The 21345-nt window shown below is 41.6% G+C and carries 20 protein-coding genes and 1 pseudogene; all 21 read right to left on the reverse strand.

Going from position 1 to position 21345, the window contains the following annotated elements; translation table 11 throughout:
- Window positions 1-13: 13 nt before the first annotated feature.
- Window positions 14-1438 (reverse strand): NAD-dependent succinate-semialdehyde dehydrogenase, encoded by a 1425-nt coding sequence (locus tag CHI10_RS15710; RefSeq protein ID WP_095245167.1) that lies wholly within the window; start codon window positions 1436-1438, stop codon window positions 14-16.
- Window positions 1425-2732: an aspartate aminotransferase family protein gene (locus CHI10_RS15715; RefSeq protein WP_095245168.1), complete on the reverse strand. Its 1308-nt coding sequence runs from the start codon at window positions 2730-2732 to the stop codon at window positions 1425-1427. The genes CHI10_RS15710 and CHI10_RS15715 overlap by 14 nt, the downstream gene beginning before the upstream one ends.
- The gene (locus tag CHI10_RS15720; protein WP_095245169.1) at window positions 2729-3256 is read right to left on the reverse strand and encodes a gamma carbonic anhydrase family protein; all 528 of its coding nucleotides are present in this window, start codon (window positions 3254-3256) and stop codon (window positions 2729-2731) included. The genes CHI10_RS15715 and CHI10_RS15720 overlap by 4 nt, the downstream gene beginning before the upstream one ends.
- Window positions 3257-3303: 47 nt before the next feature.
- Window positions 3304-4449 carry a CaiB/BaiF CoA transferase family protein gene (locus tag CHI10_RS15725; RefSeq protein WP_095245170.1) on the reverse strand — a complete coding sequence of 382 codons (1146 nt, stop codon included), beginning with the start codon at window positions 4447-4449 and terminating at the stop codon, window positions 3304-3306.
- Window positions 4450-4486: 37 nt separating this feature from the next.
- Window positions 4487-5482, reverse strand: a complete 996-nt coding sequence (locus CHI10_RS15730; RefSeq protein ID WP_095245171.1) for an aminopeptidase — start codon at window positions 5480-5482, stop codon at window positions 4487-4489.
- A gap of 46 nt (window positions 5483-5528) precedes the next feature.
- On the reverse strand, window positions 5529-6293 hold the full coding sequence (locus tag CHI10_RS15735; protein WP_179289058.1) for an enoyl-CoA hydratase/isomerase family protein: 765 nt from the start codon (window positions 6291-6293) through the stop codon (window positions 5529-5531).
- Window positions 6294-6309: 16 nt separating this feature from the next.
- Window positions 6310-7434, reverse strand: a complete 1125-nt coding sequence (locus tag CHI10_RS15740) for a 2-keto-3-deoxygluconate permease (RefSeq protein WP_095245173.1) — start codon at window positions 7432-7434, stop codon at window positions 6310-6312.
- A gap of 119 nt (window positions 7435-7553) precedes the next feature.
- Window positions 7554-8000: a tripartite tricarboxylate transporter TctB family protein gene (locus tag CHI10_RS15745; RefSeq protein ID WP_095245174.1), complete on the reverse strand. Its 447-nt coding sequence runs from the start codon at window positions 7998-8000 to the stop codon at window positions 7554-7556.
- Between the two features lie 15 nt (window positions 8001-8015).
- Window positions 8016-9059 (reverse strand): Bug family tripartite tricarboxylate transporter substrate binding protein, encoded by a 1044-nt coding sequence (locus CHI10_RS15750; protein ID WP_095245175.1) that lies wholly within the window; start codon window positions 9057-9059, stop codon window positions 8016-8018.
- On the reverse strand, window positions 9056-10573 hold the full coding sequence (locus tag CHI10_RS15755; RefSeq protein WP_095245176.1) for a tripartite tricarboxylate transporter permease: 1518 nt from the start codon (window positions 10571-10573) through the stop codon (window positions 9056-9058). The genes CHI10_RS15750 and CHI10_RS15755 overlap by 4 nt, the downstream gene beginning before the upstream one ends.
- A gap of 13 nt (window positions 10574-10586) precedes the next feature.
- Window positions 10587-11567, reverse strand: a complete 981-nt coding sequence (locus tag CHI10_RS15760) for an aminopeptidase (protein WP_095245177.1) — start codon at window positions 11565-11567, stop codon at window positions 10587-10589.
- 243 nt (window positions 11568-11810) lie between these two features.
- Complete coding sequence (locus tag CHI10_RS15765; protein WP_095245178.1) at window positions 11811-13595, reverse strand: sigma-54 interaction domain-containing protein; 1785 nt, start codon at window positions 13593-13595, stop codon at window positions 11811-11813.
- 291 nt (window positions 13596-13886) lie between these two features.
- On the reverse strand, window positions 13887-14111 hold the full coding sequence (locus CHI10_RS22895; RefSeq protein WP_353615975.1) for a glycoside hydrolase family 30 beta sandwich domain-containing protein: 225 nt from the start codon (window positions 14109-14111) through the stop codon (window positions 13887-13889).
- Window positions 14100-14702: pseudogene (locus tag CHI10_RS15770) on the reverse strand (glycoside hydrolase family 30 protein); the annotation flags it as partial. The gene CHI10_RS22895 and the pseudogene CHI10_RS15770, both read right to left, overlap by 12 nt.
- A gap of 197 nt (window positions 14703-14899) precedes the next feature.
- Window positions 14900-15091 carry a hypothetical protein gene (locus CHI10_RS15775; protein ID WP_095245179.1) on the reverse strand — a complete coding sequence of 64 codons (192 nt, stop codon included), beginning with the start codon at window positions 15089-15091 and terminating at the stop codon, window positions 14900-14902.
- Between the two features lie 34 nt (window positions 15092-15125).
- The gene (locus CHI10_RS15780) at window positions 15126-15572 is read right to left on the reverse strand and encodes a YaiI/YqxD family protein (protein ID WP_095245180.1); all 447 of its coding nucleotides are present in this window, start codon (window positions 15570-15572) and stop codon (window positions 15126-15128) included.
- Window positions 15573-16136: 564 nt separating this feature from the next.
- Window positions 16137-17198, reverse strand: a complete 1062-nt coding sequence (locus tag CHI10_RS15785; protein ID WP_095245181.1) for a hypothetical protein — start codon at window positions 17196-17198, stop codon at window positions 16137-16139.
- Between the two features lie 13 nt (window positions 17199-17211).
- Entirely contained in the window at window positions 17212-18249 is a 1038-nt protein-coding gene (locus CHI10_RS15790; protein WP_095245182.1) for a hypothetical protein, read from the reverse strand.
- Window positions 18250-18412: 163 nt separating this feature from the next.
- Window positions 18413-19393: an N-acetylglucosamine kinase gene (locus tag CHI10_RS15795; RefSeq protein WP_095245183.1), complete on the reverse strand. Its 981-nt coding sequence runs from the start codon at window positions 19391-19393 to the stop codon at window positions 18413-18415.
- Window positions 19386-20462: a serine hydrolase domain-containing protein gene (locus CHI10_RS15800; RefSeq protein ID WP_095245184.1), complete on the reverse strand. Its 1077-nt coding sequence runs from the start codon at window positions 20460-20462 to the stop codon at window positions 19386-19388. The genes CHI10_RS15795 and CHI10_RS15800 overlap by 8 nt, the downstream gene beginning before the upstream one ends.
- A gap of 29 nt (window positions 20463-20491) precedes the next feature.
- Window positions 20492-21328, reverse strand: coding sequence for a carbohydrate ABC transporter permease (locus CHI10_RS15805; RefSeq protein ID WP_286137393.1), 837 nt, complete (start codon window positions 21326-21328; stop codon window positions 20492-20494).
- Window positions 21329-21345: the final 17 nt, after the last annotated feature.

A 21345-nucleotide genomic window follows, 5' to 3' on the forward strand; every position in this document is an offset into this window, starting at 1 on the left:
ATGGCCCCTTTGATTATCCAATATTCAATGAGACAAACTTCTCTTCCAGATACTCCATCAACCCGTACTTGCCCCCTTCTCTTCCTACACCGCTTTCCTTCATTCCTCCGAACGGGGCTTGTGCGGTTGTCGGCATCGCATCATTAATGCCAATAATGCCATATTCGAGAGATTCCATTACCCGGAATGCGCGATTTAGATCTGACGTGTAGCAGTAAGATGCAAGTCCATATTCTGGATGATTTGCCCGTTCGATTGCTTCTTCTTCCGTTTCGAAGGTGAAAATCGGCACCACTGGACCAAATGTTTCTTCTCTTGCAATCTTCATCGATTCATTTGCATGTTGAATAACAGTAGGCTGATAGAATACACCTTTAGCATTCATATCTGCCAGTGATCCGCCACAGATAACCACACCGCCTTTTTCTTTGGCATCCTCCACATGTTCAACGACTTTATCAAGGCTTTCTTCATTAATTAATGGCCCAATATCTGTATCATCATCCATGCCATTCCCGATATGAAGACGATTTACCTTTTCTGCAAACAAGCGGGTAAATTCCTCTGCGGCTTCCTTCTGAACATAAATCCGGTTTGTGCATACACATGTTTGTCCTGCATTCCTGAACTTGCTTGCCACCGCTGCTTCTGCGGCTTTCTCTAAATCAGCATCCTCAAATACGATAAAAGGGGCATGACCGCCTAATTCCATTGAAACTTTTTTGACCGTATTTGATGCGTCTCTCATCAGCTTTTTCCCAACTGCCGTTGAACCTGTGAAGGTCAGTTTTCGAACCTGCTTGCTGTCTAATAACGTTTGAGCAATCTCATTAGAAGGTCCAATAATCAAATTGGCTACTCCTTTTGGCAGACCAGCCTGATGAATGGCTTCGAATATCTTCACTGCCGTTAAGGGGGTAGCTGAAGCTGGTTTTAGGATGACAGGACACCCGGCAGCTAACGCTGGTGCAATTTTGCGGGTAACCATGGCGGCTGGAAAGTTCCATGGTGTAATCGCACCCGTCACTCCAACCGGCTCCTGCAGTACAAGTATGCGTTTATCCCGGCTGGATGCTGGAATTGTCTCTCCATAAATACGCTTCGCTTCCTCTGCATACCAATCCATATAGGAAATCGCCAGTTTGACTTCACCAAGGGATTCTTTCAGGGGTTTGCCCATCTCTTTCGTAATGGTTACTGCCAGATCTTCTTCTCTGTCTCTTAGACAATCGGCAATTTTTCTAAGATATTGCGATTTCTCAACTGCGCTTGTTTTCTTCCAGTCTTGAAAGGCGGCGGATGCTGCCTGGATTGCTTCCTCGGCCTCTTCCTTTCCTCCATAAGCGACCGTACCAAATTTTTCTAAAGTAGCAGGATTATACACAGTTATCGATTTATTTTTATTGGAAGATTTCCATTCACCATTAATATATAGCATGACCGTTCTCCTTTTTTGCGAGCTGCTGCAATCCTTCTTTCAGTACAGAAACTGCCTGATCAAGTTCCTCTTTTGATACCGTTACAGGCGGGATAAACCGCAAAACATTCTTCTCAGTACCGCAGGTTAAAAGAATGACTCCGTGTTCTAAAGCAAAATTCTTCAGCCAATTTACTGTACTAGCATCCGGGCGGCCTTTTTCATCCATGAACTCTATGCCGATCATCAGGCCCAGGCCTCTTACATCACCGATGACCGAAAATTCTGATTTCAAATCATATAATTGCTGTTTTAGATATCCCCCTAAAGTTTGGGCATTATCTATACCTTCCCGTTTTAGAATTTCAATGGAAGCCAAGGCAGCCGCACACGAGACAGGGTTTCCGCCATACGTGCCTCCATGTGTTCCCGGCTCCCATTTCTCCATAATTTCTTTCTTGGCAATGATAGCACTTAAAGGGAAGCCTGAAGCAATTCCCTTTCCTAAAGTAAGGATGTCCGGCTCTACTCCAAAATGTTCATAGGCAAACATTTTCCCCGTTCTTCCGAAACCGGTTTGAACTTCATCAAAAATAAGCAATATCCCATGCTGATCACATATTTCTCTTATTTGTTTCAAAAATTCTTTCGGAGGTACAATATACCCGCCCTCTCCCTGTACAGGTTCAAGGATTATGGCTGCCACCTGGGATGGAGCCACTTGATACTGGAATACCTCATGGATGCTTTGAATACATCGTTTCGTCTCTTCTTCATAATTTAGCCCGGTTCTAAAAGGATATGGATATTCACAAGCATATACGCTTGGAAGAAGACCCTCATAATCCTGTCGATAAGCTGAGCTTGAGAAAGTGATCGATGTCGCTGCGAGGGTCCGTCCATGGAATCCCCGTTTGAATGATAGGATGGCTGGACGTTTTGTCACTTTTTTCGCTAATTTGATTGCTCCCTCATTCGCTTCTGCTCCGCTATTTGAAAAGTACACCATTTTCTGTGATCCGGTTAATTCATTTAGTTCCTCCGCTAATTGAATATAGGATGGATAGTAAGCTACATTATGGCCAACATGAATCATGGTATCCAGCTGCCGCTTAACCGCTTCAATTACATCGGGATGGCAGTGTCCAACATTATTTACTCCTACACCACTGGCAAAATCGAGATATTTTTTTCCGTTCTCATCCTCTATGGTTGAGCCAAATGCTTTCGTTACACCTATCCTCGTTACTCTGTTGGCAGCCGGGGGCAAAACACGGTCGCCTCTTTCTGCTAAGCTTTTATTCTCTTTAATCATAATGACTCCTCACTCTCTTCACGATAATCTCGTTTCCATAGCTCGATGTATTCTTCTGCATTTTTTTCCAGGTCATGTATTTCATTTTCTGTTAGTTCCCGCACGATTTTGGCAGGAACTCCAATTGCTAAGCTGCCTTTAGGAATCACTTTCCCTGGAGGAACTAACGCACCCGCTCCAACTTGTGCTCCTTTTTCAATGACAGCCCCATCTAAAATAATCGAACCAATACCAATCAAAGCTCCATCCTCGATCGTACAGGCATGTAAAATGGCACCATGCCCTACAGTTACCATTTTCCCTATTCTTAAAGGAGCCTCAGGTGTCACATGGCAGATACAGCCGTCCTGGATATTGCTTCCTTCACCAATTTCGATAAAATTATCATCATCTGCTCTTAAAACTGATTGAGGCCATACACTAACATCTTTGGCTATTCTGACGTCGCCAATCACTTGTGCTGAGCTGTGTATCATGGTTTCGGCATGAATGGAGGGTACCCGCCCTTTTAATTGTTCAATCATGCATATCCTACTCCTTAATGAAAATCAGGATTTATATATGTCACACCTTATTTAGCAGCGAGTCCTAATTCTTTTAGAATCTCTTCCTTATGTTCTCCCAGCATAGGAGCCGATTTCGCGATCTTTCCAGGTGTTTTTGATAGTTTGACAGGAATCCCTAATGCTTTTATTTTCCCGGCAACAGGGTGCACAACCTCTTCTATCATTCTTCTGGATAGTGTGTGCGGGTCAGTTAAAGATTCGGGATAGGTATTTATCGGGCCAGCAGGAATTCCCGCTTTCTCGAATTTTTCCAGCCAGTAATGTCTCGGATTCAGACTCGTTTTCTCTTCAATTAATCGGACAAATTCATCTAAGTGCTGAATCCGGGAGGCGTCATCAGCAAATCGGTCATCTGATAAGAATTCAGGTCTGCCGATGATCTGGCAGAATACCGGCCAATGATGCGGAGTATCTGCGCCAACTGTAAAATAACCATCACTTGCCCGAAATGCCTGATAAGGAGCAGACAAGCGGTGTCCGCTTCCGGTAGGTGCCGGTGTTTCTCCTGTAAACCAATATTGGGTGCTTTCCCAGACCGATAATGCGAGTCCCGTATCATATAAAGAAGCGTCAATATACTGCCCCTCATCGGAATGAACCCTGGAATACAATGCGGATAAGATGCCATAGACAGAAAACAGGCCTGAACCCAAATCGATAATCGGAAGGCCGCATTTTACCGGGTTGCCATTCCGTTCACCTGTCACACTCATAATTCCGGTCATCCCCTGTGCGATTAAGTCATAACCGCCACGGGATGAATAGGGGCCATACTGGCCGAATCCAGATATAGAGCAGTAGATCAGTTTCGGATTAATCTGATTGAGTGTTTCGTAGTCAACGCCCAGACGCTTAACTACGCCAGGGCGGAAATTTTCGATCAAAATATCCGCAGTTTCTATTAACTTATAAAACACTTTCTGATCTTCGCCATCTTTTAAATCAAGCGTTATGCTGCGCTTGTTCCTATTTATCGCCATAAACGCGCCGCTTTCCCCTTCCTTATAAGGGGACCATCTTCTGGTGCTTTCCCCTTTTGGCGGTTCAACTTTAATGACATCAGCACCCATATCGGCCAGCAGCATTCCGCAATAAGGCCCTGCCATGACCTGGCTTAAGTCAATTACTCTAATGCCTTCCAATGCACTCATTCTTACCATCTCCTTCTATTAAATTGATTCCACTTTCTTAAAGTCTATTTAAGGCTTTATCTTCAAATAAATAGAGTTCCTGATTGTCCAGAATGAGTCTGCCGTCGATTTCGACCCGCGGATCCTTTACGACCATATCGTAATGCCCTTTGGCCTTCACAGTTCCCCCGATATATGCATTGGTACCTAAAGCAATGTGGATGGTTCCATAAACCCCTTCATCACTTAGCATGCTGTTTTCCAATTCACATTCCGGATTCATGCCAATGCCAAACTCACCGGCAAAATAGATATTCCCTTCGTCATCATTCTTCTCCATTAATATTTTCCTGAATTGCTCCGCTTCTCTGCCTCCTGTAATCGAAACCGCCTTTCCTTCCTTAAATACCACTTCAACTGGAGTCTCCATTAGACCCACCCCTGGAATACTCCCATCTACCACTAAAATTCCTTCAGCGGTCCCTTCAACCGGAGCAATGCTGGATTCGATGCAGTGAGCTGCCGAAACATCCGTACTGTTTGCAAACCCTGTTAGAGCTCTTCCTGACCTGCCTTTGATGGAAAACCTTAAATCTGTGCCAAGGGATGTCGTGATATGGACAAATTCACCAGCTGTCAATATGTCTGCCAGCTTCTCAACTTGAGGTCTTAGTTCAGCAAAGTCAGCACGCAGCCCCTTGCTTAATAAAATGTCTTCATGTGCTTCAGGCAAGATTAATACTCGGGCTCCTGCCTTTTGTGCATCATGGCGGGCTTTTGTATGGGCAATGTTATAGGTTGTCGGTGCAATGATCACATCAGCTTCCTTCATAGCCGCTGCGACTGCATCCGGCAATGCATCTCCATGCCCTTTCCTTGGCGGCATTGAGATCTTGATGGGCTCAGCATCGAGTGAACAGACCACAGATGCCAGAACTTTTGTGATTCCATCCGTTAAAAAATCTGTCAGGATGACAACTTTTTCCCCGCTCTTAACACCTGCCAGAACTTTTACGAGTGCAGTAGCGGCCGGGTACATTAATGCTTCTTTCATTTTTTAAAACAACTCCCTGATTCATCAATTTTTATAAAGTTCAAACCTAAATCCCTTTAAATACTGGCGGCTTTTTGTTAAAGAACGATTCAATCGCATGCTTGTGATCCCATGTATCCTGGCATTCTATAAAAGCATCCAGTTCCTGTTTCATGGCTTCCTGCCACTCAAAATCCATGGTTTTCTGAATCGTGTTCTTCGCATGTCTGACTGCGATTGGAGCACGGGAAGCAATCAGCTGTGCCCATTCATGCGCTTCTGCCAGCAGCTTGTCATGGGATACCACTCTGCTTGCCAAACCTCTTTGCAATGCTTCCTCAGCTGTTATCGTTCTGCCTGTCAAAATTACTTCTTTGGCATATGCTTCACCCAACAGCCTTACTAAACGGGTTGGTCCGACAACCAGTCCAACCTTTACCCCTACTGCACAAAGCTTTGCACGTTCTGACATGATGCGAATATCACAGGCTAAGGCAAGCTCGAACCCTCCGCCAAACGCATAGCCATTAACTGCGGCAATGACAGGCTGGGGCATTTCATTGACAATATCGTAAATTCTGCAATCTTCCTCTAAGAAATGCCGGACAGACTCAGGAGTCAGCTCTCCTTCTTCGTTTAAATCGGCTCCCGCGCAAAAGGCCCGATCCCCTTCTCCAGTAAGGACAATAACCCGTACATCCGAAGAGGTCTTAAGCTCCTCCATATAGGGAACAAACTCTTGCCGAAACTCTTTCGTCAAAATATTCATTGGCGGGTTTTTAATGGTAATGGTGCAAATAAAATCGGATATTTCAGCATGAATTTTTTCCAACCTTTTCATCACCCTTCTAAGATTCCTGTTCGAGCTCAGCAGAGATTTTTATTTTTTTCCTGGGTATATCCTCCAGACGTCCATCTATGCCTTTGCTTCTTTGATACTTATCCCATAAAATGACGGCTATTGGGCATAATATCGAGGTAGTAATAGTAGAAATGGAAATTTGTATTGTGGCTAAATTGGCAATTTCCTGAAAACTTTGAGCCTTTTCCACCGTCATCAGACCTGCACCCGCTGCCACTGATGCTGCCGCTGCGATTGCAGCGGGTGTTCCCACTGCGTTCCCTGCAGTCGATGCTTCTGCAACAGGGCCAATCGTACTTTTTTCTCCAAATAGCCTATAAACCAGGATTCCTGTTAATGCGGTAAAAATGACTGTGGCAAACCCGAGAGCTAAACCTCCCCAAACAGCTTCAGGATTAAAGAAACTCATAAAATTCATCCCTGCTCCAAGACAGAAAGCAAAGAATGGTACAAGCAGCGTTTCTCCAGGCTTTAAAAACTCCCGAATATCTTCATCCAGATTCCCTAACAGCATTCCTAAAGCGATTGGAAGCAAGACAGCTATGAATGCGATTAAAGGAAAATTAACGCCAACCATCCCCAAAGCCAGCATGGTGAAAAAAGGACCGTCATTCAGAGTCAGGACGGAAATGGCCCCAACATCTGACCGGTTTCCGTATTGCCCTGTCAACACTGCATACATTCCTTCATTCCCATTGGTCATAGCGGCAATAATGGCCAGAGTAGATAATCCAAGCAGACCGTCCATTGGGTCAAAAAACACCCCAAATAAAATACCGATGGCAATCCCTGTCAAGCACTTGCTTCCTGTTAATAGAATTCCTTTCTTTAAGGCCTTTCCGCCTACCCGCAAATTCATCTGGCTGCCTGCACAAAATAAGAACAAGCCAATGAGCGTTAACGTTCCTGTCTTAAAGAGTGCTTCCGAGAATCCTCCGATTTTCATAAACTCATAAATTCCTTCTTCAACCGGCGATACCCCTATGCTTTTAAGGAAATTCATTATAAATGGAATGTGAAGCTGATCAATCGTATTAAATAAAGCGCCAAGCATCAGCGGGATGACCATCAGCCCTCCGGGAACTCTTTCAATTGTTTGCTTTATCCTCATTTAAATCACCGCCATATCTATTATTTGATTTCCTTTTACAGCGAATTCTTTAAATCCTGTCTCCTCGTCTTTCATTGAATCATTGGATCATGTAAGAGAGTAAATAATAATTTCGTTTTTCAAGGTAATCGAATATACATGAGTTTTTCAAACACCACATAGATGAATCCAATCATCCCTATGGATACTAATGTGGCCGTATACCATCGAACTTCCTTATAATAGAGCATTCCAATGAGTAAAAAGATTAAAGTAGAATACAGAAACCCTATGAAAGGTATTAACAGAAAGATATAAACAACTGTTAAAAGCAGATAGACTATCCCTCTTTTAACTTCCTGAATGGAGGCAGAAGCCGTTTCCTCTTCCTCCTCTTTTTTCTTTCTGAACGTTTGGGCAAACTGCCAGATTGATAAACCTATCAAACTATAGCCGAGCAGCATGGGAAATGAACGAGATGAATTTAAAAAATGTTCTCCTGGCGGGAAATTATAGCTGCCTATTACAAAAAAGAGACCAATCGCGAAAACAATGCCCGCCAAAAGATAATCTTTATTTATCCGCATCTTTTCTCCTTTCTATCACTCTTTCGGCCGGCTAATTCCTACTTCTTCTGGTGATCGTTTTCCCACACCAATATCCCAAAGCAGCCAGCTTGTTTTTTCGGTGATTTGTTTTGTATATTCTTGACTATCTTCAATATCTGTTAGGATAATTGCCCGTTTTTTTGTAAATTCCTTAAATTCATCACTGCTGATCGCTTTGTTGTATGCGTCTCTAATTTTAGTTACGATTTCTTCAGGTGTTCCGCTTTTTACAGCTGGCCCCCACCAGGTTCCTTCCGGTACATATTTTTTCAAATCAGAAACAAAATCAGTGACCGGCGGGATTGATTCAAGTCCATCAACTTCAAACGGTTTATTATCCATAACAGCCAGTGATCGTAAATCCCCTGCCCTCAGCAGATCCACTACCTCATTAACCCCGCTGATAGAGAAATCTACCTCACCTTTCATAGCAGCCATGGCAGCATTTGCACCAGAATCATACGTAATAATTTCTGCATCTCCACCCACGACACTATTCACAATCTCCAAAGTGAGGTGCCAAGGGTCCCCAATCGCTGCCACACCAACCTTTGCATTTCCATCTTTCAAGAGCCGAACCACATCATCAAACGTTTTCAGGTCAGATTCGTCTTTAACTGTAAAATTGGCAATCCCCATTGCGCCAATTCCAATTTGCTCGAAATCCTTGTATGTTAAATCTGTCATGCCCATTGTTGGAAATACACGGATCAGATCGGTTTGAAATAGGATGGTGTGTCCGTCAGACTCTTGTTCGTTAACATACTCAAGAGCCAATGCACTGGAAGCTCCAGGCATGTTCCTCACCGCAACGGATTCTCCCAGTTCTTCCTGAAGGATTGGCTGCAGGGTCCGTGCCATTGTGTCAGTACCGCCTCCCTCACTAAAACCGACAATAATTTCAATTGGCTGTGAAGGGTAATCACTTTCTGCTTCTTCGCTGTTTCCAGATGCCTTTTGATTTGATTGGTTTCCAGCACAGGCGCTTAATATCAGAACCCCTGAAAATAGAGTCAGAAACATCATTTTTAGTTTCATAAGTTAGCCCCCTTAGGCTTTATTTTCCTCCACAGATGTTTTACGCGTTTTGTCAGGAATGAATTTTGATTCAAAATCAAAAATACAATACAGACCAGCAAGAAAAGACTAATTGGCCGTGTGAAGAATGGCACGAACGAATAATCCGCACTCACCATGGCTCTTCGGAAATTCTGTTCCGCCATTAAACCAAGGATCAATCCTAACACTAAAGGCGGGGCAGCCAGCCCGACTTTACGCATAAGAAAACCGATGATGCCAAAAAGGAACATAATTCCAATATCAAATGGCCGATTGTTTACTGCAAATGTCCCTACCACACTAAATACCGTTACAATAAGCAAAACTATACTTCTGGGAACAGATAGGATTTTCTGAAAAAAATAAGAGAAAAATAATCCAAACACAAGCATAAACGCAGCAGATATCGTTAAAATGATAAAAAACTGATTCAATATATCAGGATTTTGTGTGAGTAAAAGCGGACCTGGCTGCAATCCGTGAAGTAAAAGTCCCCCTATAATAACTGCTGTGACTGCATCACCAGGGATACCAAGAATTAACATCGGTATATATGTACCTGGCACACAAGCGTTATTTGCCGTTTCTGCCGCAACGATTCCTTCTGGATTTCCTTTGCCAAACGTCTCAGGCTTCTTGCTTCTTCGGCGAGCCACATCATATGAAACCCAGGCTGCTACATCTGCTCCAACACCCGGTATCGCTCCTATCGCTGCTCCTATAACAGAAGATCTTCCGCCGGCGGGCAAAAACTTCACCAACATCTTCCACGGGGGAAAAATAGATTGGAATTTCTCTGCTTTTAAAGGCTTCTTGAGCTGCATAATAGAGTCGATTACCTCAGCAATTCCAAATACTCCGATTAAGACTGCAATTAGACTAAAGCCATCCATGAGTGCACTTTCTCCAAAAGTAAAACGCTGTGCGCCTGTGATCTTATCCATTCCCACTGTGGCTAAAGCTAGTCCTAAGATCCCGGAAATTAGCCCTTTCGACAATGATGCAGCCGTTAGGTTTGCGCTGAGAATAATTCCAAACATGGCTAGCAGAAAATACTCCCATGATCCGAAATTCATACTTAAATCCAGCAGGAGCGGCGCCCCTATCAGAAATAAAACAGCCGCCAGAATAGTACCTAAAAAGGATTGGAAGGTTGCCAGTCCTCTTGCCAGTCCTCCTTCCCCCCGCTGGGCCATTGGATAGCCATCCATAGCAGTCGCAGCTGAGGCCGGAGTACCCGGGATATTTAAGAAGATGGCTGGCGTGGATCCTCCATAGGTTCCTCCTATATGAACAGACACAATTAGAACCATTGCTTCTATCCATTCCATCCCCCAGGTAAATGAAATCAGCAAGGATACTCCCATGGTAGTAGTTAGACCTGGAAGTGCACCGACTGCCATTCCGGCAACTGTGCCAATAAGAAATAAAAGCATGATTTTAACTGTAAAGAAACTGGCCAGTGATTCGCCGATTAGACTTATTTCTCCCAAACAAACCTCCTCCCTAATCTATATAGAGTTCTCCATCTTTCATAAGGATTTTCCCATCCACCTTGATAGTCGGTTTTCGAATCACTAAATCACAATGCCCCGGGGCTCTGATACTGCTTCCAAATGTAATGCCATTGCCAATTCCAATATGCATCGTTCCGTACTCTGCCTCGTCTTCCAGCTGCCCTCCTCTGCCAATTTTCGCCTTTGGATTCATGCCAATTCCCATTTCCACTGCGCAATATACATTGGGATGATTGTAACTTTCCAGCGTTTGCTTAAGCATTTCAGCATCTTCTTTTCCTTCAATGGAAATGATTTTACCTTCTCTAAAGACTACTTTAACTGGATCTTCACAAGCCCTTCCCGGCACAATGGCCCCATCAATGTACATGATTCCTTCTGTCGTTCCTTCTATTGGTGCCACTGCTGTTTCAATGCAAGGAGGGGGTGAAATGCTTCCAGGTTCATGGCAAATTCCAGTTTGAGGTACAGCATGACGTCCTGATATGGACATAGAAAGCTCTGTACCTAAATGGGTTGTTATGCTCAATCGTTCTCCTTCTTCAAGTATGGTGGATACCTTATCGATTATTTTCTTTTGTGCAAAATAATCGATATCCAGTGAACCATCTAAGAAAACCTCGTCATTCGCATCGGGCATAAATATTAATCTTGCTCCTGCATTACTTGCTTCTTTTCTGGCAGTGGAATGATTAATAGAAAAAGTTGTCGGAGCAACGATCGCATCAGCTGCTTTCATTGCTTCTGCAATGATTCTTGGCGGTTCATCCCCATGCCTTGTGGTGGGATTCATGATTGTCATAACAACCTCTGCTCCCATCCCTTCACCAGCAAGTGCGAAAACCTCTCCAATCTCAGTCGTATTTGTATCCGTTAGAATCAATAGGTTTTCTCCAGGCTTTACATTTAGACATGTCTTCAATAAAGTCTGAACGGACTTCATCATAAACATTTTATTTATGATTCTCATTGCACTCCCCCTCGTTTTTTTACTTCAACTAGTTAGAATGCAAGTACCGTGCCAAGTTGTGAATTTTCTATATTTTACTTTAAGACTCCCAGTTTAATAGGGTTATTCAGGACAGCTTCTCTTTTATTGAAAACATCACTAAGGTCCATTGTTCGCAAATTGCAAAAAAAACATAGGAGATCTGTCCAAATTTAGAAGAAAAGACAAATCAGCTATGTTTTTAACGTAATCGCAATTTGCTAACTATAATTGCATTTTGCGATTAAGCTCGTATTTATTAATTTTCCTGTACAGAGTTGCTACATTTATACCAAGTTCATCTGCAGCTTGTTTCTTTCCATTCAATGTATCACCATATCTCTTTAATGCATCCATTATCATTTTTTCTTCCATTTCTGCCAGAGTAATATTTTCTTTATCAGCATTCAGGTGATTTTGTTCACGGATTCTCGGAGGCAGGTTTTCTACTCTAATCCAGTGGTCAGTTGCCATGTTTATGGCATATTCCACAGCATTTTGAAGTTCACGTATATTACCTGGCCAGTTGTACGAACAAAGCCGATTCTCCGCATCAGGAGTGAAACCTCTCACTTTCTTTCCCGTAATTTTATCGTAGTGCTGTACAAAATGCTGGAGCAGGACGGGAATATCCCCATCTCTTTCCCTCAATGGGGGAATATGAAGCGGAATGACGCTTAGCCTAAAAAATAAATCCTGCCGAAATTCCCCGTCAGCTACCATTTTTTCTAAGTTTTTATGGGTTGCTGCAACGACTCTGATATCAATATCTATTGAGTTATTCGAACCAATCCGTTCAATTTTTCTTTCTTCTAACACTCTTAACAGCTTCACTTGCAAATGCAATGGCATATCACCTATTTCATCCAGAAAAATAGTGCCTCCTTGTGCCATTTCAAATTTTCCCGGCTTTCCACTTTTCCTTGCACCCGTAAACGCACCCTCGCTATATCCAAACAATTCACTTTCCAGTAAATGTTCTGGAATGGCTGCACAATTAATGGCCCGAAATGGTTTATTGACTCTTTTGCTCTCTTGATGCAGTGCTCTGGCAAAAAGCTCCTTCCCTGTTCCGCTCTCCCCCAAAAAGATGACGGTAGAATCTGTTGCCGCAACTTTTTTGGCTGCCGCCTTTGTCTGCAATATAGCAGGGCTTTTTCCCACAATAATATCGAATGTAGAATCATCTACCTCTGATGTTATAGAATAGGCAAACTTTTGAACCTCGGCTAAATCTTTGAGGGTAATGGCACATCCAATAATTTGGCTGTTATGGATCAGAGGGTTAGCACTGATAATGACTTGAATCATTTTTCCATTTACAACAAGAGAACATTCTTTATCCGAGTATCCTTGTCCCGTTGAAAATACTTTTGTAATCGGAAGGTTTTGAATAACTTCTGAAATATTCAAAGTTAAAACATTTTGTTTTTTTATATTTAGTATTTTTTCTGCAGAACGATTCATCTCTAAAATGGACCCTTTTTGATCAACAGCGATGATTCCCTCGTACATGGATTGGATCGTCACTTGCAGCATTTGTGAGGTGGATAAATATTTCTTTAAAAGCGATGTTCCATTTATTTTACTGCTGATTAAATCCGCCATTTTCCCGAGGTAATTTGATAAAATACGATGCTTCTCTTTAAATTCATTTTTTTGTTTTTCAGAGAATGCAGTTAAACTGATAACCCCGACAATTTCACCCTCATGTGTTAATGGATATGAAACATCTGATTTTTCAGGGCAATTTTGATGAAGGATACAGCTTATGCATACGTCATGAAAACCTGGCTCTAAATTGTAAACAGGCTGATTTGTTTTTAAGACTTCTGCGATGATATGTCCTCGAACCGGCTCACCCACAACTGCATGCGTGCCCCCGCCTGTGGCCGTAACAACAACTTTATTTTTATCATAAATAATTACTTCTAAAGACAAAACAGATTTAATGGCTTCAGCCACTAAGTTCACTTCTTCTTGAATTTCAAAAAGGATTGATTTACCCATTAATATCCTCCTCGCAGATTAGTTCCTCCTAATGAGCAGGAAAGTTTATAAAGTTGCAGATACTATATATCATTCGATTTGAAATGTGAAAAACCTCTGGAAAATTCTGAATATTCATTAAGTATTAGTGTTTTTTAATATCTCTTTGGAAAGATATATAATCGATAAAATAGTTAAGAAATGGATAAGACACCCTACAAAATTGTATTAAGAAAAAGCACCTGATACATGCTTACAAGTCTTACACAATATACAAAAAACAGCCCCCATTCAGGGCTGTTCTCCTATCTATCAATAAATAATAATTGTCGCTACAGAATGCTTCGGAAGAATAAGCATCATACTTTTACCCCCAAGGGATATAGATACTTCTTCTCTACTGTCATTCTCATTCATCAATACCGCCACCGTTTCACCATTGATATTCTCAAGGGCGGTGGCCAATAGGCGGTTATTTGATGCCTGGATGCCAATTCGCCTGGCTACATGCTTAATGAACTTGCTGAAATGCCCAATATAATAGTAGGAGCTGTTATTGTAAACCTCATCCTTCTTCGTATCCACAATCACTGGCGCATCACAGTAGTTCCCCACATGATTCGGTCCGTCTTCTTCATTCAGCACGAGATTCCAGTCAATCCATAATTCAAGATGATTGTTCAAGTCGCCGATGATGTTTCGGCCATACCGCTCACCCGTATGCCATTCGCCCATCTGTGGACCGCCTTCTATGCACCCTTCTGTGAAAATTAAGTGCTTGTCAGGGAATGCATCGTGAACCCTGGAAAGATTCTCAAATTCCTCAGACACATACCAATGGACTCCCGTTCCCCACAACTATTTAGCAGCTTCTGGATCGGACAGGACGGCTTAGGCTCTCTCGAAAATGTCATTACGGTTATGATCCCAGATGATAATCTTTACATCACCATGGCCATGTTTCTCATGTGGATTTTTGATAAAATCCCGTTCTTCTTCTCCTGTGTAAAGGCAGGAGTCCCATACCTGCCTGGCTTCAGGTTCGTTCTGAATGGTGATTCCCCAGATGGGCACCCCTTCCTCCTCCATCGCCGCTATGTACTTCGAATAATACCGTCCCTCTGTGATTCAAGATATTTATTAGTCTCAAGCCCTCGTTAATATGTACATTCTTCTACAAAGAGAACAATTATATGTCGTTCGAATACGCAGTAGCGTTGTACTGCGTAGCAACCCACTTCATAATTTGGTCACTAACTTAATCCACTTATAACCATCCAACATTTATAACAGAATTTTTAGTAAGTATAATTAGATATAAGAGTCTACTTTTTGGGCTGATCAAGTGCTTGGTAAGCTACCTGATACTTTCCTCCATCCGCAACTTCTGAATGGTACAAGGCCTTGAGGGCATTGTTTTTCTCAAGACCATGCTCAGCCTTCAGTTCTTTAAAGCGTGTATGGAGTTCTTTATTTCCCTTAATTAGTTGTTGCATTTGCGATTTAAAATACTTCAAAATATTTAGCTCCTTTCTGAATCTCTAATTTAGCTTAAATTTTAGGTGAAATAACCTGTTTAAAAAGATCCCTAAATTGCTCCCGGTCTTCTGCTGTAAAAGGCTTTGGTCCCTTCGTTCGCTGTCCGCTTTTTCTAGCCATTGCACTTAAATAACGTGTTTGTAATAATTGGTCAATATTTTCATTTGTATATCTAAATCCTTTATGGTGGAGGACGGTAATTCCTTTTGCTAAACCTAGTGACGCAAGACCATAATCTTGCGTCACGATAATATCTCCTTTTTCCACTAACTTCACAATCCGATAATCTGCAGCATCTGCTCCAGAATCAACATAAATGGTTTTCACTCCTGATGGCTGTTCTGCATTAGAAAAATGAGAAAAGCTTGTAACAAGGATAACCGGAATTTCAAAATCCCTTGCTTCTGCAATAATAATATCTTTCACCGGACAAGCATCTGCATCCACATAAATTTTCATCTTTCCCTCCTGTTAACAAGTTCGACTTACTATTTAACTTAATCTTTTTCAACTATAAAAGAGACTAGTGACTTTTGCTTAAAAATAATCAAGTGTTCTTCCTTTTGCTGTATTTTTCTATCCTCATATTATACTTTATAGAATTTTGTTGGCAAATGGTCGTTCAATGGCCTACAAAATAGGTAGCTAAAACATCTGCTTATCTTAAATCTCTAGGATACCTTAGAACTAAATACTTGATTAGAATGTCACACATTTTATAGATGTAAAAGAAAAAGGATAAATGAACAGGATAATCACCTGTATACATCTATCCTTTTTATACAACAAAAGTCATCATTTACCACAATAACAATATTGTTTATTCAATTTGCATATATGGGAGACCACCTAGTATTATGGGGGAAAACCAAATAGCTGTAAAAACACAGGGACGGTTCACATGTTTCTCTTTCAATGTATGAACGCGCGAACCGCCCCTTGTTTCCAATTACTTTCACCCTGAAGCCATAAAAAGGCAAACTCAAATATGACGAGTTTGCCTTTTGTTTATACTAACATTTACTAGTTCTCACCTGAAAATCCTATCTCATTTGAAACGAAAAGCTTTAGACTTCCAAACGTGTGAGTATCGTTTTCATCCTCGTTAAAGACATTCAGTTTCACTTCAACGTCCACAGCATCTTTAGGAATTGTCACTACTTTTGAGCTTTCTCCATCCAGGTCATCATAAATTAGTCCGCTTATGAGACTATCGTCTTCATACAAACTCATGCCAATTTCAAATGTGATGGATAAGTCAAAATTCCATGTCCAGTTGTAATGAATGTAGATTTGAACTTCATCAGTCGTAAATATCGCTTGGAAATAGGAATCATTGGTGTTCAAGGGACCGATCCTTACCTCATGAGACTTAACTGTATGTGTTTCGGAATCCGCTGCACGTGGATCAAAAAGACCCGAGTCATCATCCCTAATGAATAAACTGCCTCGGTAATGGATTTTCCTGAACATTTCCGATGGAGGTGACCATTCTTTTAACAGTGAACTTTTGTTTGCAATCACGCATTGTCTCTCATTTAAATTTATTCCCTTTACTGTTTTATTCATTAAATTACAGGGTTCGATGTTATGAATTTTATCAGCAGGGTCAGGATTAATCGGATCATCGTACTTTCCGTGTTCACGAACCATTAAGGCATGTCCAAGCTCATGTGCTAAAAAGTCAGAAGAGGCAACAGATGTTAAGACAACAGAGAATCGCTTTTGGTCATTCTCCTCCTGAAAGTAAAAGCAAGAAACAGAGTTTCCTTCAAAAGCACCTTCCCCAACATAATAGACAGCCACTTCATCCTCATTGCACTCTTCCCGGACAGCCAGTAATTGTTTTAGCTTTTCATTTTCTGGGGTATTCGGAATACTGCCGCATACTTTAATTTCTTTATTTTGAAAAGAGACATTAAGGGCAGGCAGCTTTTCCGGTGTAAATCTGTTTTTCACTCGGAATTCGATGCCGCATTGAGCCAAAATTGCCGAAGCTCTACGAACATCTTCTATAAGGTCATGATCACTTTTACTCACATCTCGGGTAAGATAGACACAAAGTTTCACACATTTGTTCCTCAATTTTCCAGCCTCCTTAAGGATTGGGGTCGATCTCGTTTGAAATGAATAATACTAAATGGCCTTTTTCGTCAGAATTATCTTCCTCATCATTAATAACCTCAGTAGAAAAATGGAGGTTCTGAGCATCCTTTGGAATGTGAATTGAAGAACCTTTCCAACCCTCTGCATCATCGTCATCGTAAAGGGTTAAGAAAGACTTCAGAGTAATCGAAGAATCCATACTCCAGTAAAATTTCAGCGTCACCAGAATCCGAACTTCATCTACAACATGCGAAAACTCCCATGTATTCACAATGTTAGATGGATTTACTTTCAGCTCTTTATGTGGCAAATCGAACATTTCCATGTCATTGGAATCAGGGAAATCATAGTCTACAATAAATAAGCTTCCGTGGAATTTTATAAGCCGAAAAAGATCTGCTGGCGGCAGGGCATCCTTTAACAGAATGCTATTATTCGCCAGCCTGCATTGTGGCTGAGAAATTTTGATTCCCGTTACCGGTGTATGCATCAAGTAACATTGATCCGTATTATGAATCCGATCTGCTGGATCCCTTTTCGGATCGGGATCATCAAACTTGCCATCAGTCTCTCGAACGAATAACGCGTGTCCTAATTCATGGGCTAGCTGATCGGAGTTTATGGCACCAAGTGTTAAGACAATCGAGAAACGTTTTTTCCCATTTTCTTGCTGAAGGTAAAAACACGAGTTAGTGACTCCATCTGAAAACGTGTTTCCATCCACATAATAAACCGCAACATCTGTTTCCTCACATTCTGGCCGGAAGGACAACATATTTTTTAGCTTTGTGATAACCGGCGTTTGAGGAACAGCTGCTAAATTTCCGCAATGGGTAATTTCCTTATCAGCAAATAGGAAATCTGCCAATTCCCGTTTTTCAATCGGAGTAAATAATTTCTTTATCTTGAATTCAATCCCGCACTGATTCCAAATTAACGATGCCCTTTTAACATCATTTTCAATATCAATGAGTTCGACTCCACCTCTAGGCGTAATATAAATACAAAGGTTTACCATCTTATTGGCCAATTCTTCACACCCCCGCTGGAATATTTACTGCTATACGCTATTATTTCCAGATTCCGTGATTATATGGGTTTGGTTTAAGTGAAATTGGCATAGGCGAAACACAGGGACGGTTCTGGCGTTTCACGGTGAAACTCCAGAACCGTCCCTCTGTTATCTAAAAATACTACTTCAATCTGTCCCAACTCATTTCTAAATTCTTTTTCTTCCTTTCATCTATCAAAATCCCACTCTCCTTTAGTGCCATCAGGTAGGCACCAATAACTGGAGGGAATGCTGGAAAGATAAGCACCTCACCCGCATTGGACTTCATATAAGTTATAAACCCTTCTCGAAAAGAAGTATTTGAAAATAGTCCGCCATGAATAACTATAGGCAATGAATCAGCGGGCATTAATCTCTTCTTTGCAGCACGGACTAATATACACAGCTCTTCGATCGCTTCCTTTATTATTCGTTTGGCTGCTGGATCATTACTCTCCGCTGCTTGCATGACTAGCGGCGCAACACTGGCAATTTTTAAGCGCTCACTTGCATTTCCATAAATACTGGAGATAAGTTCTGGGGCTTCTTTAACGTGAAAGTGTTCCTTGATTAAATTCGTTAATAGAGGAGCTGCTTCTCTTCCATCATAGGATTTCATGACGGCCTGAATGCCTTGTTGACCAATCCAATATCCGCTTCCTTCGTCACCAAGCAGAAAACCCCATCCCCCTACCCGAACGTGATCACCAGTTAAGGGATTGACCCCATATGCAATGGATCCTGTCCCGGCAATTAGAATGATGCCTGGCTCTCCCCAGGTTCCGGCAGCTAGTGCTGCGAGAGCATCATTTTCTATTGCCAGTTTATGTTTATAAGAGGTGAGCATAAAAAACGATTTGATTGTTTCTTTATCTTTTTCTCGTCCGCATCCGGCCAAATATAAATGAATGGATTCAACCTCATCCTCATGGGAGAAAGATGCCATTAAGACTTCATCAATCAGTCCCAGTAAAACATTTTTTACATGCTCATGCGGATTGGAATGGATATTGGTTGATTCACCAGCAGTCGCCGCAAGAATCCTGCCTTTTTCGTCACCAATCACACATTGTGTTTTAGTTCCTCCGCCATCAACCGCAATCCATCTCTTCCTTTTATTCATCGCCTTTTACCTCGTGTTCGTCTTCCATCACTAAGGATATTAGATTATGGGTAATTCTCCTGAATCGGGAAATATCCGTTTCCCTGCCAAAATGCACACGATTCGTTAGGATAATCACTGCGAAACGCTGTTCGCCATCAAACCATATAGAGGTTCCTGTGAATCCGGTATGGCCAAACCCATTTTGGAGATATTGCCCCGAAAAAGAGGGCTGATCATATAATTGCCAGCCAATCCCTCGCCGTAAATTCAGATTTTGGGTCTGGCATTCTTTGCTTAAATCTATCGTTTGTTTAGATAGAATCTTCTGGTTTCCAATGGTTCCTCCATTTAATATCATCCTCGCAAATTTGGATAAATCCTGTACAGTAGAGAAAAGACCCGCGTGGCCGCTTACCCCATGGAAATGGTTTGCGTTTTCATCGTGAACCTTACCCCACTGATACTCTTGAAGATCGCTGATAAACTCTGTAGCAGCTATTCGATTTATCTTATTAAATGGAGGATTAAAATGAGTATCAGACATCCCTAAAGGTTCATAGATCTTTTTATTAGCAAAAGCTGCTAAAGACATTCCAGTGAGTTTCTTGACCATATATCCAAGTACGATAAAATTTAAATCACTATAGATAACCTGTTCTCCTGTTTTCATTCGACTCTTTATTTGAGAGATTAAGTGAATGGATTCTTCCAAAGTATAATCATTTTCATAAAACTTTATTTCCGGCGGAAACCCGCTTGTATGGGTTAATAAGTGCTTGATTGTTATTTCTTTTTGAAACACCTCAAACTGCGGGATATAGCGATGGACAGGATCATCCAGATCCAGTTTGCCGTCTTCAAGTAAAGTTAAAATGACGGGAAGCGTCGCGGCAACCTTTGTTAATGAAGCTAAATCAAAGATTGTATCCTCCTTCATTTCGATCCCCTTTTGGGTATGGGCAAATCCTGAAAAGTGAATATAGGGCATAGCATTAGGAGTTACAACCCCTACCACGGCACCAGGTATCTGTTTTTCCTGTACTGATTGATCAATAAAAGATGTAACCTTGGAAAATGTATTCTTCATGATATGTAACCACCTTTTTCTATTACTGCTTATCCTTTCACTGCACCTTCCGTCATCCCTTTAACCACATGACGCTGGAAAAGAGCATAAAAGATGATTACCGGGACGACAGCTATGGTCAGGCCTGCAAACAATACTCCCCAAGCACTATTGTATTGTGCATGTGTAGCCAGCAGGTCCATTTGCACACCAAGCGTATTTTTGCTATCGGTTTGTAAAAGAATGAGTGCCATAAAATATTCATTCCAGAATGAAACGGCATTTAAGATGGATGCCGTAATGATCCCTGATTTTACTAAAGGGGTAACTATTTTTAACAGAACACCATATTGTGACATCCCGTCGATAGCGGCTGCTTCTTCTAATTCCCGCGGAACATTTCCCATAAAGCTGGTTAATATAAAAATCGTGAACGGAACATGCGAGATCGCGTATACAATGGATAAAGCCCATAGGTTATCCAATAAATTCATCCGCATTAATAAAAAGAATAAGGGAATCCAGCCAAGAACAGACGGAATCATCATCGTTGAGAGGTACGTATTAAATAAAATGTCACTCCCTTTAAACCGGAGCCTTTCAAGTGCGTAAGAAGTGGGAATTGCCAGGACCAAACATAAGAAGGTCCCAAGGATCGTGACGAAAATACTGTTTATAAATGCGGTGCCGATATTGAAATCAGTCCAAGCCAGGACAAAGTTTTCAAAGTTAAATGTTTTTGGCAGGGACCATGGTGAAGCGTATATTTCTGCATTGGATTTAAAGGAACCGATAAACATCCAGAGAATGGGATAAATAACCACAACAGACCAAAGGATTAATGGAATTCGAACGGCAAGCGCTGATAAAAATCGGACATAACCCAAAATAAACCCCTCTCCCC

Origin of the sequence: Bacillus sp. 7894-2 (assembly GCF_002272225.1) — a bacterium.
GTDB lineage: Bacteria > Bacillota > Bacilli > Bacillales > Cytobacillaceae > Cytobacillus.

Bases quoted from the DNA above. Each gene is read 5' to 3' on its own strand.
- CHI10_RS15710 (WP_095245167.1), bottom strand. From the start codon at position 1,438: ATGCTATATATTAATGGTGAATGGAAATCTTCCAATAAAAATAAATCG.
- CHI10_RS15715 (WP_095245168.1), bottom strand. From the start codon at position 2,732: ATGATTAAAGAGAATAAAAGCTTAGCAGAAAGAGGCGACCGTGTTTTG.
- CHI10_RS15720 (WP_095245169.1), bottom strand. From the start codon at position 3,256: ATGATTGAACAATTAAAAGGGCGGGTACCCTCCATTCATGCCGAAACC.
- CHI10_RS15725 (WP_095245170.1), bottom strand. From the start codon at position 4,449: ATGAGTGCATTGGAAGGCATTAGAGTAATTGACTTAAGCCAGGTCATG.
- CHI10_RS15730 (WP_095245171.1), bottom strand. From the start codon at position 5,482: ATGAAAGAAGCATTAATGTACCCGGCCGCTACTGCACTCGTAAAAGTT.
- CHI10_RS15740 (WP_095245173.1), bottom strand. From the start codon at position 7,434: ATGAGGATAAAGCAAACAATTGAAAGAGTTCCCGGAGGGCTGATGGTC.
- CHI10_RS15745 (WP_095245174.1), bottom strand. From the start codon at position 8,000: ATGCGGATAAATAAAGATTATCTTTTGGCGGGCATTGTTTTCGCGATT.
- CHI10_RS15750 (WP_095245175.1), bottom strand. From the start codon at position 9,059: ATGAAACTAAAAATGATGTTTCTGACTCTATTTTCAGGGGTTCTGATA.
- CHI10_RS15760 (WP_095245177.1), bottom strand. From the start codon at position 11,567: ATGAGAATCATAAATAAAATGTTTATGATGAAGTCCGTTCAGACTTTA.
- CHI10_RS15765 (WP_095245178.1), bottom strand. From the start codon at position 13,595: ATGGGTAAATCAATCCTTTTTGAAATTCAAGAAGAAGTGAACTTAGTG.
- CHI10_RS15780 (WP_095245180.1), bottom strand. From the start codon at position 15,572: ATGAAAATTTATGTGGATGCAGATGCTTGTCCGGTGAAAGATATTATT.
- CHI10_RS15795 (WP_095245183.1), bottom strand. From the start codon at position 19,393: ATGAATAAAAGGAAGAGATGGATTGCGGTTGATGGCGGAGGAACTAAA.
- CHI10_RS15800 (WP_095245184.1), bottom strand. From the start codon at position 20,462: ATGAAGAATACATTTTCCAAGGTTACATCTTTTATTGATCAATCAGTA.